The organism is Janthinobacterium sp., from assembly GCF_031995485.1.
In the GTDB taxonomy this organism is placed as follows: domain Bacteria; phylum Pseudomonadota; class Gammaproteobacteria; order Burkholderiales; family Burkholderiaceae_D; genus Janthinobacterium.
Map to the genome: position 1 here is coordinate 41,633 of NZ_DAMAGB010000028.1, position 13,226 is coordinate 54,858.

General features: G+C 62.3%; 9 protein-coding genes. 5 read left to right on the forward strand and 4 right to left on the reverse strand.

Features of this window, described 5'->3' with window-relative positions; genetic code table 11:
* Positions 1-252: 252 nt before the first annotated feature.
* Entirely contained in the window at positions 253-2,664 is a 2,412-nt protein-coding gene (locus RTQ46_RS16005; RefSeq protein WP_312438045.1) for a TonB-dependent receptor, read from the reverse strand.
* A 166-nt stretch (positions 2,665-2,830) separates the two neighbouring features.
* The gene (locus tag RTQ46_RS16010) at positions 2,831-3,616 is read right to left on the reverse strand and encodes a PhzF family phenazine biosynthesis protein (protein WP_312438047.1); all 786 of its coding nucleotides are present in this window, start codon (positions 3,614-3,616) and stop codon (positions 2,831-2,833) included.
* A 107-nt stretch (positions 3,617-3,723) separates the two neighbouring features.
* On the opposite strand from RTQ46_RS16010, the gene RTQ46_RS16015 reads away from it, so the two are divergent.
* Positions 3,724-6,891 carry an error-prone DNA polymerase gene (locus tag RTQ46_RS16015; protein ID WP_312438049.1) on the forward strand — a complete coding sequence of 1,056 codons (3,168 nt, stop codon included), beginning with the start codon at positions 3,724-3,726 and terminating at the stop codon, positions 6,889-6,891.
* A gap of 39 nt (positions 6,892-6,930) precedes the next feature.
* Positions 6,931-7,407 (forward strand): GNAT family N-acetyltransferase, encoded by a 477-nt coding sequence (locus RTQ46_RS16020; RefSeq protein WP_312438050.1) that lies wholly within the window; start codon positions 6,931-6,933, stop codon positions 7,405-7,407.
* Positions 7,408-7,476: 69 nt separating this feature from the next.
* On the opposite strand, the gene RTQ46_RS16025 is transcribed toward RTQ46_RS16020, so the two are convergent.
* Both RTQ46_RS16025 and RTQ46_RS16030 read right to left on the reverse strand, forming a co-directional pair.
* Positions 7,477-8,886, reverse strand: coding sequence for an FAD-binding oxidoreductase (locus RTQ46_RS16025; protein ID WP_312438051.1), 1,410 nt, complete (start codon positions 8,884-8,886; stop codon positions 7,477-7,479).
* 127 nt (positions 8,887-9,013) lie between these two features.
* The gene (locus RTQ46_RS16030; protein WP_308925040.1) at positions 9,014-9,421 is read right to left on the reverse strand and encodes a PRC-barrel domain-containing protein; all 408 of its coding nucleotides are present in this window, start codon (positions 9,419-9,421) and stop codon (positions 9,014-9,016) included.
* Between the two features lie 245 nt (positions 9,422-9,666).
* Between RTQ46_RS16030 and RTQ46_RS16035 the strand changes: the two genes are divergently transcribed.
* The 3 genes from RTQ46_RS16035 to ftsB all read left to right on the forward strand — a co-directional run bounded on the left by RTQ46_RS16035 (position 9,667) and on the right by ftsB (position 13,130).
* The gene (locus tag RTQ46_RS16035) at positions 9,667-11,319 is read left to right on the forward strand and encodes a CTP synthase (protein ID WP_312438056.1); all 1,653 of its coding nucleotides are present in this window, start codon (positions 9,667-9,669) and stop codon (positions 11,317-11,319) included.
* A gap of 154 nt (positions 11,320-11,473) precedes the next feature.
* A complete protein-coding gene (gene eno / locus RTQ46_RS16040) occupies positions 11,474-12,757 on the forward strand; it encodes a phosphopyruvate hydratase (RefSeq protein ID WP_312438058.1) in 1,284 nt (427 codons plus the stop codon).
* 49 nt (positions 12,758-12,806) lie between these two features.
* On the forward strand, positions 12,807-13,130 hold the full coding sequence (ftsB, locus tag RTQ46_RS16045; RefSeq protein ID WP_312438059.1) for a cell division protein FtsB: 324 nt from the start codon (positions 12,807-12,809) through the stop codon (positions 13,128-13,130).
* The last annotated feature ends 96 nt before the right edge of the window (positions 13,131-13,226 follow it).

The following is a 13,226-nucleotide window of genomic DNA, read 5'->3' on the forward strand; positions in this document are numbered from 1 at the left end:
AGGCGGGTCAACAGGGTGCGCTATCGTGGGCACGGGGCTGGGTGCGGGGAATGACGAAATAAATGGTTCGGTTATTTCGATTTTAATTGCTGAATCCAGTGTCCCATGAAAAATTCTAAAAAGCAATTTTCAGCCTGATTTCGTTGTGGGCAGGCAACTTGTCAATTGATACCGGAATAATGAGGGCGCCACCAACGACAGCGGCTGCCCATCCTGGCGCAGCCGCTGTCGTTTTCAGAAGACCCGCTCAGGTCAGAACTTCACCCACAGCCGTCCGAAGTAGGACGCGCCATTCAGGCCGAACTGCACGCTGTCGTATTTGAAGCCGTTGTCGGTCTCGTCGGCGTTCTGCGTGGTAGGCTTGACGTTGAAGATGTTGTTGCCGCCAAAAGTCAGCTTGGTGTTTTTGGTGATGCTGTAGGTAAAGCTCAGGTCGGCCGAGGTCTTGGCCTTGTAGCGCGCGTTCGGCACGCCTTCGGCGGTGCCGCTGAAGGTGCCCAGGGTTTGCGGACCGAAGTGGATCACGCGCAGGTTCGATTCGAGCTTGCCGGTCAGGTAGTCAAAACCCAGCGTGGCTTTCGAACGGGGGCCGCCCTGCTCAATGAACAGGCGTTCGCGTTCGGACAGCAGCACGTCTTCAAAGCCAGCCAGGGACGCTGGCGTCTTGACTTTGGTGACTTCCGTTTTGCTCAGGTTCAGCGCCAGGAAGGTGTTCAGGCGGTTGCTGAACAGCTCGCCCTTGTGCGAAGCGGTCAGGTCCAGGCCGCGCGTGCGCGTGTCGATCGAGTTGACGAAGAACTGCGCTTCGCCCACGCCCAGCAGCGACAGGCGCGCGGCCAGGTCCGGGTAGTTGTCGGCGTTGAAGCGGCCCGACAGCACGATGCGGTCCTTGATCTTGATGTTGTACAGGTCGGCCGTGACGGACACGGCTTGGGTCGGCGTCCAGGTGGCGCCCAGGGTAAAACTGGTGGATTTTTCTTCCTTCAGTTTCGGGATGCCGGCCGCATTGGCGACCGCGCCGCCGTTTGGCGCCAGCACCACGTCGGTCGGCACGCCGCCGATAAAGTCGGTAAAGGTCGACGAGAAATACACCTGCTGCAGCGACGGCGCGCGGAAGCCGGTGCTGGCCGAACCGCGCAGCAGGACATCTTGCGCGGCCTTGTAGCTGGCGGCCAGCTTGCCGGTGACGGTGGAGCCGAAGTCGCTGAATTTCTCGTAGCGCACGGCGCCCTGGGTTTTCAGGCGCTCGGTGATGTCCAGTTCCACGTCGCCATAGGCGGCGATGCTGTGGCGCTTGGCCTTGGTGGCGTCACCGGGCTGGAAGCCGGGGAAGCCCTGGCTGCCCGCATTGCCGCCCACGCCGACGCCGTCGGCGTCGCTGTAGGAACCGGGTTCGCCGGCCACGATCTTGTATTCCTCGCTGCGGTATTCGGCGCCGAAGGCGACGTTCATGCCGCGCAGCACGGTGTCGTAGTAGCGGCTGAAGTCGGCATTGGTGGTCAGCTGCTGGAACGAGAAGCCGCCCGCGTCAAAGCGGCTCGGGCTGATGCCCTGGCCGCCGTTCAGCAAGTCGAGGTTGGCGATCGAGGCGTTCAGCGTGTTGCTGATGTCGTAGCGCATCTTGTTGTAGCCATAGGTCTGCGAGAAATCCGCATTCCATTCGCCGATCTGGCCGCGGTGGCCGAGGGTGGCGTACTGGTCGTCGATCTTGCCGTTGATGAAAGGCACGAAGCCGTTCGGGTACATGGCGGCCGAATTGCGCGATGGGATATCGTCGCTGCCGATGCCGCCGCGGCCAAACGCGGCGCTCGATGCGTCACGCGTCTGCGCGCCGGCCGTGAAGTACAGCTTGCTGGTGGCGCTGGTGGCGTAGTCGCCATTCACGTACAGCGTCTTGTTTTCCGATTTGGTGTCGCCGATGATGCGCATGCTGTCGGCCTCGGCGCGGTTCGAGCGGCCACGGTCCAGGTATTCGCCGGTGATCGCGATGGTGCCCTTGTCGCCCAGCGCGATGCCGCAATAGGCCGAAGTGGTGTAGTTCTTGCCGTCGCCTTCCGAATACTGGCTGTAGCCGGCCACCGCTTCGCAGCCCAGGCTTTTCTTCAATTCGATATCGATCACGCCGGCAATCGCGTCCGAGCCGTACTGGGCGGCCGCGCCATCGCGCAGTACCTGCACGTTCTTGATCGCCAGCAGCGGAATCGCATTCATGTCGGTGCCGGTGTTGCCGCGGTTGCGCGCGCCGAACAGGTTGACCAGCGCGGTGGTGTGGCGGCGCTTGCCGTTGACCAGCACCAGCGTCTGGTCCGAACCCAGGCCGCGCAGGGCGGCCGAGTCGACCAGGTCGGCGCCATCGGCGCCGGTCTGGCGCGTCGAGTTGAACGACGGCGAAATATACTGCAGCGACTGCCCCAGGTCGAACTGGCCGCCTTGCTCCGCTACCTTGGTCATCGGGATGATGTCGACCGGCACCATGGTGTCGGTGGAGGAACTGGCGCTGACGCGGCGCGAACCGACCACGCTGACCGTTTGCACGGCGCCCGCGTCGGCTGTGCTGCCGGCATCGCTGGTTTGCGCCATGGCGGGCGCAGCGAAAACGCCGAGGGCGGCGCTGCCATACAGGCTGATGAGAACGGCTTTACGCAGGGTAGTCAGGGTCGGCACGCGGGTATCTCCAAGTGATTTTGTCACCTGATTCTAGTGTGAATTTTTCACTATCTGCCAGCAATACCGTATTTTCTTATTACAAATAAAGCGTAACTGTTGTTTCCTGGTACATCTTGCCATGGCCCTGTAATGGCTTGCATTGCCATGGTGCATGCTGCCCCGTTCAGGTGCTGCTTTGCACCATTCCGCCCACCCAGATCTGGCCTGTTTCATGCCGTACCCGGATCAGGCAAGGCTGCTCCGTCACGTATCCTTGCGACAGGCTCAGCGACTGTTGCAAGTGATGTGCCAGCGCGCCAGCCGCCACGCCGGTGGCGCTGTCTTCCAGCGCCGGATCGAGGTGGTTGAAGTTGCGCCCTTCATAGTGTCCATCGCCCAGCTTGCAATACACATAGCAGCCATTGACGCCATGCAGCCGGCCCCAGTCGGCGATCAGTTCCAGATTCGGCCGCAGCGCGCGCAGGGTGGTGCTGTCGGCCACTTCCAGCAGCAGCTTGGGGCTGCCGACGGAAGCGATCACCGGCGGCGACACCAGCTGCATGTGCTGGCCCATCAGTTCGGATGGCACATGGCGTTCCAGCGCCACCGGCGGCGGCACCTGTGGCGCCAGGCCGACAAACAGATCCGTGCTGCGCCGCCCCAGCAGCAGCGCTTGGCCGCGCATGGCCGTGCGCACCGTCAGGCTGGCCGGTGCGCCGGGCTTTGTGAGCAGCACATGCGCCGCGGCCAGCGTCGCATGCAGGCACAGCGGGCTGCGCGTGTGCGGATAAAAATAGTCGAGCACGATGGCGCCATCGGGTTGGTGGTCGATAAACACGCAGGCGCTGATTTTGCGCTCCTGCGCAAATTGCTGGCGCTGTGTTTCCGTGCCGGCGTCGTGTTCGACCACCAGCGCCGGGTTGCCGCCACCGGGCGCGGCGCCGAAACATTTCAGGAGATGGATGGTCATGGCTCTGCTTATGCAAGGGAAACTAAAGAGGAAGCACAAGCATAACCGAGTGGCCAGTTTTGACTTGAGTATAATTACTGTGTTTATATACAGTATTGAGGTACATCATGGCGCTTGCCGGCCTGCCCGACTATGCAGAGTTGTTCTGCCTGACCAACTTCAGCTTCCTGCACGGCGCCTCGCATGCGCAGGAGCTGGTGGCGCGCGCCGTCGAACTCGGCTACCGGGCGCTGGCGATTACCGACGAGTGCTCGCTGGCTGGCGTGGTGCGTGCGCACGGCGTGGCCAGGCGGGCCAATTTCCCTCTGCTTATCGGCGCGCATTTTCATCTCACGCATGCCGATGGCAGCCCCGCCTGGTCGCTGCTGGCGCTGGCGAAAAACCGGGAGGGCTACGGCAATCTGTCCGAGCTGATCACGATGGCGCGCACGCGCGCGGCCAAGGGCCGCTATCTGCTCACGCCCGGGGACTTTACGGCGCCGTCGCCCGAGTTTGCGCACCTGAAAGGTTTGCCGGGCTGCCTGATGATCTTGCTGCCCGCTTATCCGGCCGAACCGGACGCCTTGCGCGCGCAGGGCGCATGGATGCAGTCCACGTTTGCCATGGAAGCGGACGAGGAGGGCGGCGAGAAAAAGCCGCGCAACTGGATCGGCCTGAACCTGCTGCTGCGCGCGCAGGACGATGCGCACCGCATCGCCGTGCATGTGGCGGCGCAGGCGCTGGGCTTGCCGGTGGCGGCGGTCGGCCATGTCTGCATGCATGTGCGCTCGCGCAAGCCCTTGCTCGACACCCTGTGCGCCGTGCGCGTCGGCAAGCCGGTGGCCGAGTGCGGCTATGCGCTGGCGCAGAACGCGGAGCAGCACCTGCGCACGCGCCTGCGCCTGGCCAATGTCTATCCGCCCCACGCGCTGGCGGAAACCGTGCGCATCGCCGGCAGGTGCACCTTCAATCTCGACAGCCTGCGCTATGAATATCCCGATGAGCTGGTGCCGCCCGGCCAGACGCCGGCCAGCTATCTGCGCGAAGAAACCTATCACGGCGCGCGCACGCGTTTTCCGCTGGGCATACCGGCCAATGTGCAGCAGCAGATCGAGCACGAGCTGGAGCTGATCGCCGACCTGGAATACGAACCGTATTTTCTGACCGTGTACGACATCGTGCGCTTTGCCCGCTCGCAAAATATCTTGTGCCAGGGCCGGGGCTCGGCCGCCAATTCGGCCGTCTGCTATTGCCTCTACATTACCGAGGTCGATCCGGCGCGCGGCAACAGCCTGGTCGAGCGTTTCATGTCGCGCGAGCGCAACGAGCCGCCCGATATCGATGTCGATTTCGAGCACCAGCGGCGCGAGGAAGTGATTCAGTATATCTACGCCAAATATGGCCGGCGGCGTGCCGCGCTGGCAGCCGTGGTGATCTGCTACCGTCCGAAGAGCGCCTTGCGCGACAGCGGCCGCGCGCTGGGCGTGGACCTGGCCATTGTCGACAAGGTCAGCAAGGCGCACCGCTGGTTCGACAGCAAGCGCGACCTGCTGAACCGCCTGGCCGAAAGCGGGCTCGACCCGGACGCGCCGCTGTCGCGCCAGTGGGCCACGCTGGCGCAGCAGCTGCTGGGCTTTCCGCGCCACCTGTCGCAGCATCCGGGCGGCTTCGTGATCGCGCAGGGCAAGCTGTCGCGCCTGGTGCCGATCGAGAACGCCACCATGCTTGACCGCAGCGTGATCGAATGGGACAAGGACGACCTGGAGGAACTGGGCCTGATGAAGGTCGACGTGCTGGCGCTGGGCATGCTGTCGGCGCTGCGGCGCGCTTTCGAGCTGGTCAGCCTGCGCCGGGGCGAGCCGTTCGTGATGCAGGATGTGCCCGCCGAAGACAAGGCGACGTATGACATGATCTGCGAAGCCGACACCATCGGCGTGTTCCAGATCGAATCGCGCGCGCAGATGAGCATGCTGCCGCGCCTGCGTCCACGCGAGTTCTACGACCTGGTGATCGAAGTGGCGCTGGTGCGGCCCGGCCCGATCCAGGGCGGCATGGTCCATCCATATTTGCAGCGGCGCCAGCAGAAGGAAGCCGTGACTTATCCCAGGGGCCTGGAAAAAGCGCTGGGACGTACGCTGGGCATCCCGATTTTCCAGGAGCAGGTGATGCAGGTGGCGATCATTGCCGCCGATTTCACGCCCGGTGAAGCCGACCAGCTGCGGCGCGCCATGGCGGCCTGGAAGCGCAAGGGCGGCATGAACAATTACCACGACCGCATCGTCGACGCCATGGTCGACAACGGCTATGAAAAGGAGTTTGCCGACGCCATCTTCAGCCAGATCGAAGGCTTTGGCGAATATGGTTTTCCCGAGTCGCATGCGGCCAGTTTTGCGCTGCTGACGTATGCCAGTTCCTGGCTGAAATGCCACGAACCGGCCGCCTTTTTGTGCGCCTTGCTCAACAGCCAGCCGATGGGGTTTTACAGCCCCTCGCAACTGGTGCAGGATGCGCGCCGCCATGGCGTGCCGGTGCTTCCGGTGGATGTGGCCGTCAGTGGCTGGGAAGCGGCGCTGGAAGGCGACTTCGCCGCGCCGGCCGTGCGGCTCGGTTTCAATACGCTGTTCAGCATGCGCGCCGAGTCTGCCCAGCGCATCGAGGAGGCGCGCGCCATCGCCGCGTTTCGTGACGTGGCCGACCTGGCGCGGCGGGCCGGACTCGATCGCCACGACCTGCAGATCCTGGCCGGCGGCAATGCGCTGCAGGTGCTGGCCGGCAACCGCCACGAAGCTTTGTGGCAGGCGGCCGGCGCCGTGCCCGACCGTGACTTGCTGCGCGCCACCACGCCGCAAGAAGACTTGCCGCAATTGTCCACGCCGACCGAAGGCGCCACCATCGTCAGCGACTACCGCGCGCAGGGACTGACGCTGGGCCGCCATCCGCTGGCGCTGCTGCGCACGCAATTGCTGGCGCAGCGCTTTATGCCGGCCTCGACCTTGCGCTGTTACAGCAACGGGCAACTGGCACGCGCCTGCGGCATCGTTACCGTGCGCCAGCGCCCCGGCACGGCCAAGGGCGTGCTGTTCCTGACGCTGGAGGACGAGACGGGCACGGTCAATGTGATCGTCTGGCCGTCGCTGGTGGAAGAGCAGCGCAAGGAGGTGCTGGGCGCGCCCTTGCTGGGCGTGTATGGCATCTGGCAGCAGGAGGGCATCGTGCGCAACCTGGTGGCCAAGCGGCTGGTCGACATGTCGCATCTGCTGGGGCGGTTGCGCACCAGCAGCCGTGATTTCTGTTGAAGGTTGCAGGGGGGTATGACTGCATGGCATGATTTGTCCATGATGAACCTGACTGAACTGACCCTGCGTCCGGCTCTGGTTGCCGACGCGCCCGCCATCGTGGCCCTGATCGACGACCTGATGCCGTTCCTGACCCTGCATCCGGATGGCGCCGGGGCGGAAAAATTCATCGAGCACTGCCGCCTGCCGGCCATGCAAGGCTATCTGTCGCAGGACAAATACCATTACCAGATCGCGCATCTCGCTGGCGAGTTGGCGGGCGTGGTGGCCATGCGCGACAACACCCATCTGTTCCACCTGTTCGTGCCGCGCGCGCTGCACCGGCGCGGCCTGGCGCTGAAACTGTGGCAGGCGGCGCGCGATGCGTCGCTGGCCAGGGGCGAGGTGACGGCGTTTACCGTCAACTCCTCGGTATATGCCTTGCCGTTTTATGAGCGACTGGGTTTTGTGGCGACGGGGCCGCGGGTGGAGGCCGATGGGATTGCGTATGTGCCGATGCGGATGAGCATGGATTAACCCCACAGCAAATGCCGGGGTCGTACCCTGAGGGTACGCCCCCAGTCCTTGCCGTTGGGTTGGCTTACCTCACCACCTGACAATCTTGCCCGGATTCATGATGTTTTTCGGGTCGAGCGCATGTTTCAAGGCGCGCATGGTGTCGATTGCGCCTTCGCCATGTTCTTCCACCAGGAAAGCCATCTTGTGCATGCCCACGCCGTGCTCGCCGGTGCAGGTGCCGTCCATGCCGATGGCGCGCGTGACCATGTCGCTGTTGACCTTTTCGGCGCGCGCGATGTCCGCCGGATCGTCCGGGTCAACCAGCATCTGCACATGGAAATTGCCATCGCCCACGTGGCCGATAATCGCGTACACCAGGCCGGCGTTTTCGCAGTCATTTTTGGTCGCCAGGATGCATTCGGCCAGGCGCGAGATCGGCACGCAGCAGTCGGTGGAAATGGCGCGGCTGCCCGGGCGCATCTGCAGCAGGGCAAAGTAGGCGTTGTGGCGCGCGGCCCACAGGCGCGAGCGCTCTTCGGGGCGGCTGGCCCATTCAAAGCCGCTGGCGCCGTGTTCGGCCGCAATTTCCTGCACCAGCTGCGCCTGCTCGGCCACGCCAGCCGGCGTGCCGTGGAATTCAAACAGCAGCAGCGGTTTTTCCGGCAGCGCCATCTTGTCGTAGGCGTTGATGGCTTTCACGCCGTTTTCGTCAAGAAACTCCACGCGCGCCACCGGCACGCCCAGCTGGATGGTCTGGATCACGGCATTGACGGCCGCGCCCGTATCGGGAAACGAGCAGACGGCGGCGGAAATGGCTTCCGGCAGCGGGTACAGTTTCACGGTCACTTCCGTGATGATGCCCAGCGTGCCTTCGCTGCCGACAAACAGGCGCGTCAGGTCGTAGCCAGCCGACGATTTTTTTGCCCGCGTGCCCGTTTTGATGATGCGTCCGTCGGCCGTGACGACAGTGAGGGCCAGCACGTTTTCACGCATGGTGCCGTAGCGCACGGCGTTGGTGCCGGAGGCGCGGGTAGCGGCCATGCCGCCCAGCGAGGCATTGGCGCCCGGGTCGATCGGGAAGAATAAACCCGTGTCGCGGATTTCTTCGTTCAATTGCTTGCGCGTCACGCCAGCCTGCACGGTGGCTGTCAGGTCCTCGCCATGCACGGCCACCATCGCGTTCATCTGCGACAGGTCGATGGTGACGCCGCCATGCAGGGCCAGCACATGGCCTTCGAGCGAGGTGCCGCTGCCCCAGGCTATGACGGGTACGTCGTGCGCGCTGCACAGCTTGACGGCGGCCGCCACTTCCTCGGTGGTATGGGCGAAGATGACGGCGTCGGGCAGCATCGGCTCGTAGCTCGATTCGTCGCGCCCATGGTGCTCGCGCATGGCTTGCGTCATGGAAAAGCGGTCGGCAAAGATCAGGGAAAGTACGGCAGCCAGGGATGCGGGCAGGGGCCGTTTCAGTGCGGCCAGATGAGAGTTTTGATTCACGCGTGTCCTCCGTTTTTTTTATTTTACTCTGGAGTAAAAAAAGGAGGCTGTCTCAGCGCTGGGGTAGCCCGGGAAAAGCCGGGGGCGGACCCTCAAAGTCCGACCTCGAAACTTGCTTTGGGGTTGCTTAGTATTCGCGCGCGGTGGTGCCGTAGTAGCTGTGGATCTCGTTGGACCAGGTGGTATCGGCCATGTTCGGCCAGTTGTCCGTGTCGAAGCCGGGCGCGTTTTCGATGCGTTCCTTGTCGATGTTCAGCGTGAAGCGCTTGTTGACGGTATCGAGCAGCAGCGCTTCCCAAGGCACGGCGAACAGTTTTTCGCCGATGGTGAAGACACCGCCGTGCGACATGACGGCATAGGCAATTTTGCCGCTGCGCATGTCGATCATGATTTCCTTGATTTCACCGAGATGTTCATCCTTGGCGTTATGCACGTGGTCGCCGATCAGGGTGTCGGCACCCATCAGTTCCGGGCCAGGACCTTTATGGCCACGGTCCACATACATGCCATAGGCGTCGCGTTCTTCATAGCTCATGATATACCTCCGTTGAAAAATTCCAGTCTGCGCCACGCTAGAGCAGGGGTCTGTTCGCTCCCCCACATAACATATAAGAGTATAAATATTTCAACTATTGCCAATCGACCGGCTTGTTGCACAGGCACCGCAGCAGCACGCATGTAGGCGGCAGTTGGCGCAATTTTCCACGCCGCAGCAGTCCGTATGCCGGGCTTTAGTGTATAATTTCAATTTCCCGCACGTGCCGTTCGGCACCATCTGCAATGACCAAATTTGTCTTCGTCACTGGTGGCGTTGTGTCTTCCCTTGGAAAAGGGATTGCCGCCGCCTCTCTCGCCGCGATCCTCGAATCGCGCGGCCTTAAAGTCACCATGCTCAAGCTCGACCCGTATATCAACGTCGATCCTGGCACGATGAGCCCTATGCAACACGGTGAAGTATTCGTTACCGATGACGGGGCCGAAACCGACCTCGACCTCGGTCACTACGAGCGCTTCATTTCCACCCGCATGAAAAAGGTGAACAACTTCACCACCGGCCAGATCTATGAATCGGTGATCCGCAAGGAACGCCGCGGCGAATATCTGGGCAAGACCGTGCAGGTGATTCCGCATATCACCAATGAAATCCAGGATTACATCCGCCGTGGCGCCGAAGGCTACGACGTGGCCCTGTGCGAAATCGGCGGCACCGTCGGCGATATCGAATCGCTGCCATTCCTGGAAGCGGCTCGCCAGCTGAGCCTGCGCGCCGGCCGCAAGAACACCGCGTTTGTCCACCTGACCCTGGTGCCATATATCGCCTCGGCCGGTGAACTGAAAACCAAGCCGACCCAGCACTCGGTGCAGAAACTGCGCGAAATCGGCATCCTGCCAAACGCTCTGCTGTGCCGTGCCGACCGCGCCATTCCGGAAGACGAGCGCGCGAAAATCTCGCTGTTCTCGAACATCGAGGAAGACGCCGTCATTTCCGTGTGGGACGTCGACACCATCTACAAAGTGCCGCAGATGCTGCACGACCAGGGTCTCGACAAGATCATCTGCGACGCGCTGGACCTCAATCCCGCACCGGCCGACCTGTCGGTCTGGAGCAAGCTGATCTACACGCTCGAGCATCCGAAGTCGGAAGTGACCATCGGCATGGTCGGCAAGTACGTGGAACTGACCGAGTCGTACAAATCGCTGACCGAAGCGCTGCGCCACGCCGGCATCCACAACGAGTCGAAGGTCAATATCGAGTACATCGATTCGGAAGAAATCGAAACCACCGGCTGCGCCGGACTGGCCAAGTACGACGCCATCCTGGTGCCGGGCGGCTTCGGCAAGCGCGGTGTGGAAGGCAAGATCATGGCGGCCCAGTTCGCCCGTGAAAGCAAGGTGCCTTACCTGGGCATCTGCCTGGGCATGCAAGTGGCGCTGATCGAATACGCGCGCCACAAGGCTGGCCTGACTTCCGCCAACTCGACCGAATTCGACCTCGAAACCTCGCAACCGGTGGTGGCCCTGATCGATCAGTGGCAGGGCGCGGACGGCAAGGTTGAAAAGCGCGACGAGAACTCGGACCTGGGCGGCACCATGCGCCTGGGCGCGCAGACCTGCGAAATCAAGCCGGGCACCCTGGCCGCCGAGATCTACGGCGCGGTCGTGACCGAGCGTCACCGTCACCGCTACGAAGCGAACAACCACTACCTGCCGCGCGTCGAAGCGGCCGGCCTGGTGGTGGCCGCCCGTACCCCGACTGAAGACCTGTGCGAAATCATGGAATTGCCGCGCACTGGTGATAACGCCCACCCATGGTATATGGGCGTGCAGTATCATCCGGAATTCAAATCGACCCCGCGTGACGGCCATCCGCTGTTTACCTCGTTTATCAAGGCAGCGCTGGCCCACAAGGAAGCGAACGCCACTGGCGAATAAACGAGCAAGCGCGGCAAGCTTGTCAAGGTCGTCACAGACCTGAAAGACCGCTCCCGGCATGTTAGTCTTCGCCGGGAGTTTCTTTACCCTCTTTGTGCAATTGCGCATCAGAACGCAGTGTGCAGCCCTGTTACGCTTAACTTTGGAGAATGATATGAGTGCTATTGTTGACATTATCGGCCGTGAAATCCTGGACTCGCGCGGCAATCCGACCGTCGAATGCGACGTCTTGCTGGAATCGGGCGTGATGGGCCGCGCAGCGGTACCGTCGGGCGCCTCGACCGGTTCGCGCGAAGCCGTGGAACTGCGCGACGGCGACGCCAAGCGCTACTTCGGCAAGGGCGTGCTGCAGGCATGCGAGAACATCAATACCGAAATCTCCGAAGCCATCATGGGCCTGGACGCCAATGAACAGGCTTTCCTGGACCGCACCCTGATCGACCTGGACGGCACCGAAAACAAATCGCGCCTGGGCGCCAATGCGATCCTGGCCGTGTCGATGGCAGTGGCCAAGGCTGCCGCCGAAGAAGCCGGCCTGCCTTTGTACCGCTATTTCGGCGGTTCGGGCGCGATGCAGTTGCCGGTGCCGATGATGAACGTGATCAACGGCGGCGCACACGCCGACAACAACCTGGACATCCAGGAATTCATGATCATTCCAGTGGGCGCACCGTCGTTCAAGGAAGCGGTCCGCTACGGCGCGGAAGTATTCCACACGCTGAAAAAGATCCTGCACAAGAAGGGCCTGAACACCAACGTGGGCGACGAAGGCGGTTTCGCGCCATCGCTGGCCAACCACGAAGAAGCGATCAAGCTGATCATCCAGGCGATCGAAGAAGCCGGCTACGAGCCAGGCACGCAGATCGCCATCGGCCTGGACTGCGCCGCCTCCGAGTTCTACAAGGACGGCAAGTACGAGATGGCCGGCGAAGGCTTGAGCCTGACCGCCACCGAGTTCACCAACCTGCTGGCGACCTGGTGCGACAAGTACCCGATCATTTCGATCGAAGACGCGATGCATGAAGGCGACTGGGAAGGCTGGGCGATCCTGACCGCCGAACTGGGCAAGAAAGTGCAGCTGGTTGGCGACGATCTGTATGTCACCAACACCAAGATCCTGAAAGAGGGCATCCACAAGGGTATCGCCAACTCGATCCTGATCAAGATCAACCAGATCGGCACCCTGACCGAAACGTTTGCCGCCATTGAAATGGCCAAGCGCGCCGGCTACACGGCCGTCATTTCGCACCGCTCGGGCGAAACGGAAGACTCGACCATCGCCGATATCGCTGTCGGTACCAACGCCCTGCAGATCAAGACCGGCTCGATGTCGCGTTCGGACCGCATGGCCAAGTACAACCAGCTGCTGCGCATCGAGGAAGACCTGGGCGACGTTGCCAGCTACCCTGGCCGTGACGCTTTCTACAACCTGAAATAAGATCCACTGGCCGGCCGGAATTTTCCGGCCGGTTTTTTCACTGAGAACCATGCGCCTGATTACGCTTGCCCTGGCGGCCCTGCTGCTGCTGATCCAATATCCCCTCTGGCTGGGCAAAGGCGGCTGGCTGCGCGTTGCCGACATGGAAGCGCAAGTGGCGCTGGCAAATCAGAAGAATGTGGAATTGAAAGCCCGTAACGCCAAGCTCGACTCCGAAGTGCGCGACCTGAAGGACGGCACCGGCGCGGTCGAGGAGCGTGCCCGCTATGAGCTGGGGATGGTCAAACAGAACGAGATTTTCGTGCAGATCGTGCGCAAGGGCCAGATCCCGCCACTGACCGAAGCGCCGTCCGATACCACCGCGCCGCACTAGGAAATCACCTCACCTCCGCATTCCTGTGGCAGGGCAGGCTGGCGTCATCATCCTGTCATCGGGCGGTCACCGCCCTGTCATAACTGGTTTTTACAA

Coding starts and splice junctions, on each gene's coding strand:
- RTQ46_RS16015 (WP_312438049.1), top strand. CDS start 3,724: ATGGCGCTTGCCGGCCTGCCCGACTATGCAGAGTTGTTCTGCCTGACC.
- eno (WP_312438058.1), top strand. CDS start 11,474: ATGAGTGCTATTGTTGACATTATCGGCCGTGAAATCCTGGACTCGCGC.
- RTQ46_RS16020 (WP_312438050.1), top strand. CDS start 6,931: ATGATGAACCTGACTGAACTGACCCTGCGTCCGGCTCTGGTTGCCGAC.
- RTQ46_RS16030 (WP_308925040.1), bottom strand. CDS start 9,421: ATGAGCTATGAAGAACGCGACGCCTATGGCATGTATGTGGACCGTGGC.
- ftsB (WP_312438059.1), top strand. CDS start 12,807: ATGCGCCTGATTACGCTTGCCCTGGCGGCCCTGCTGCTGCTGATCCAA.
- RTQ46_RS16010 (WP_312438047.1), bottom strand. CDS start 3,616: ATGACCATCCATCTCCTGAAATGTTTCGGCGCCGCGCCCGGTGGCGGC.
- RTQ46_RS16035 (WP_312438056.1), top strand. CDS start 9,667: ATGACCAAATTTGTCTTCGTCACTGGTGGCGTTGTGTCTTCCCTTGGA.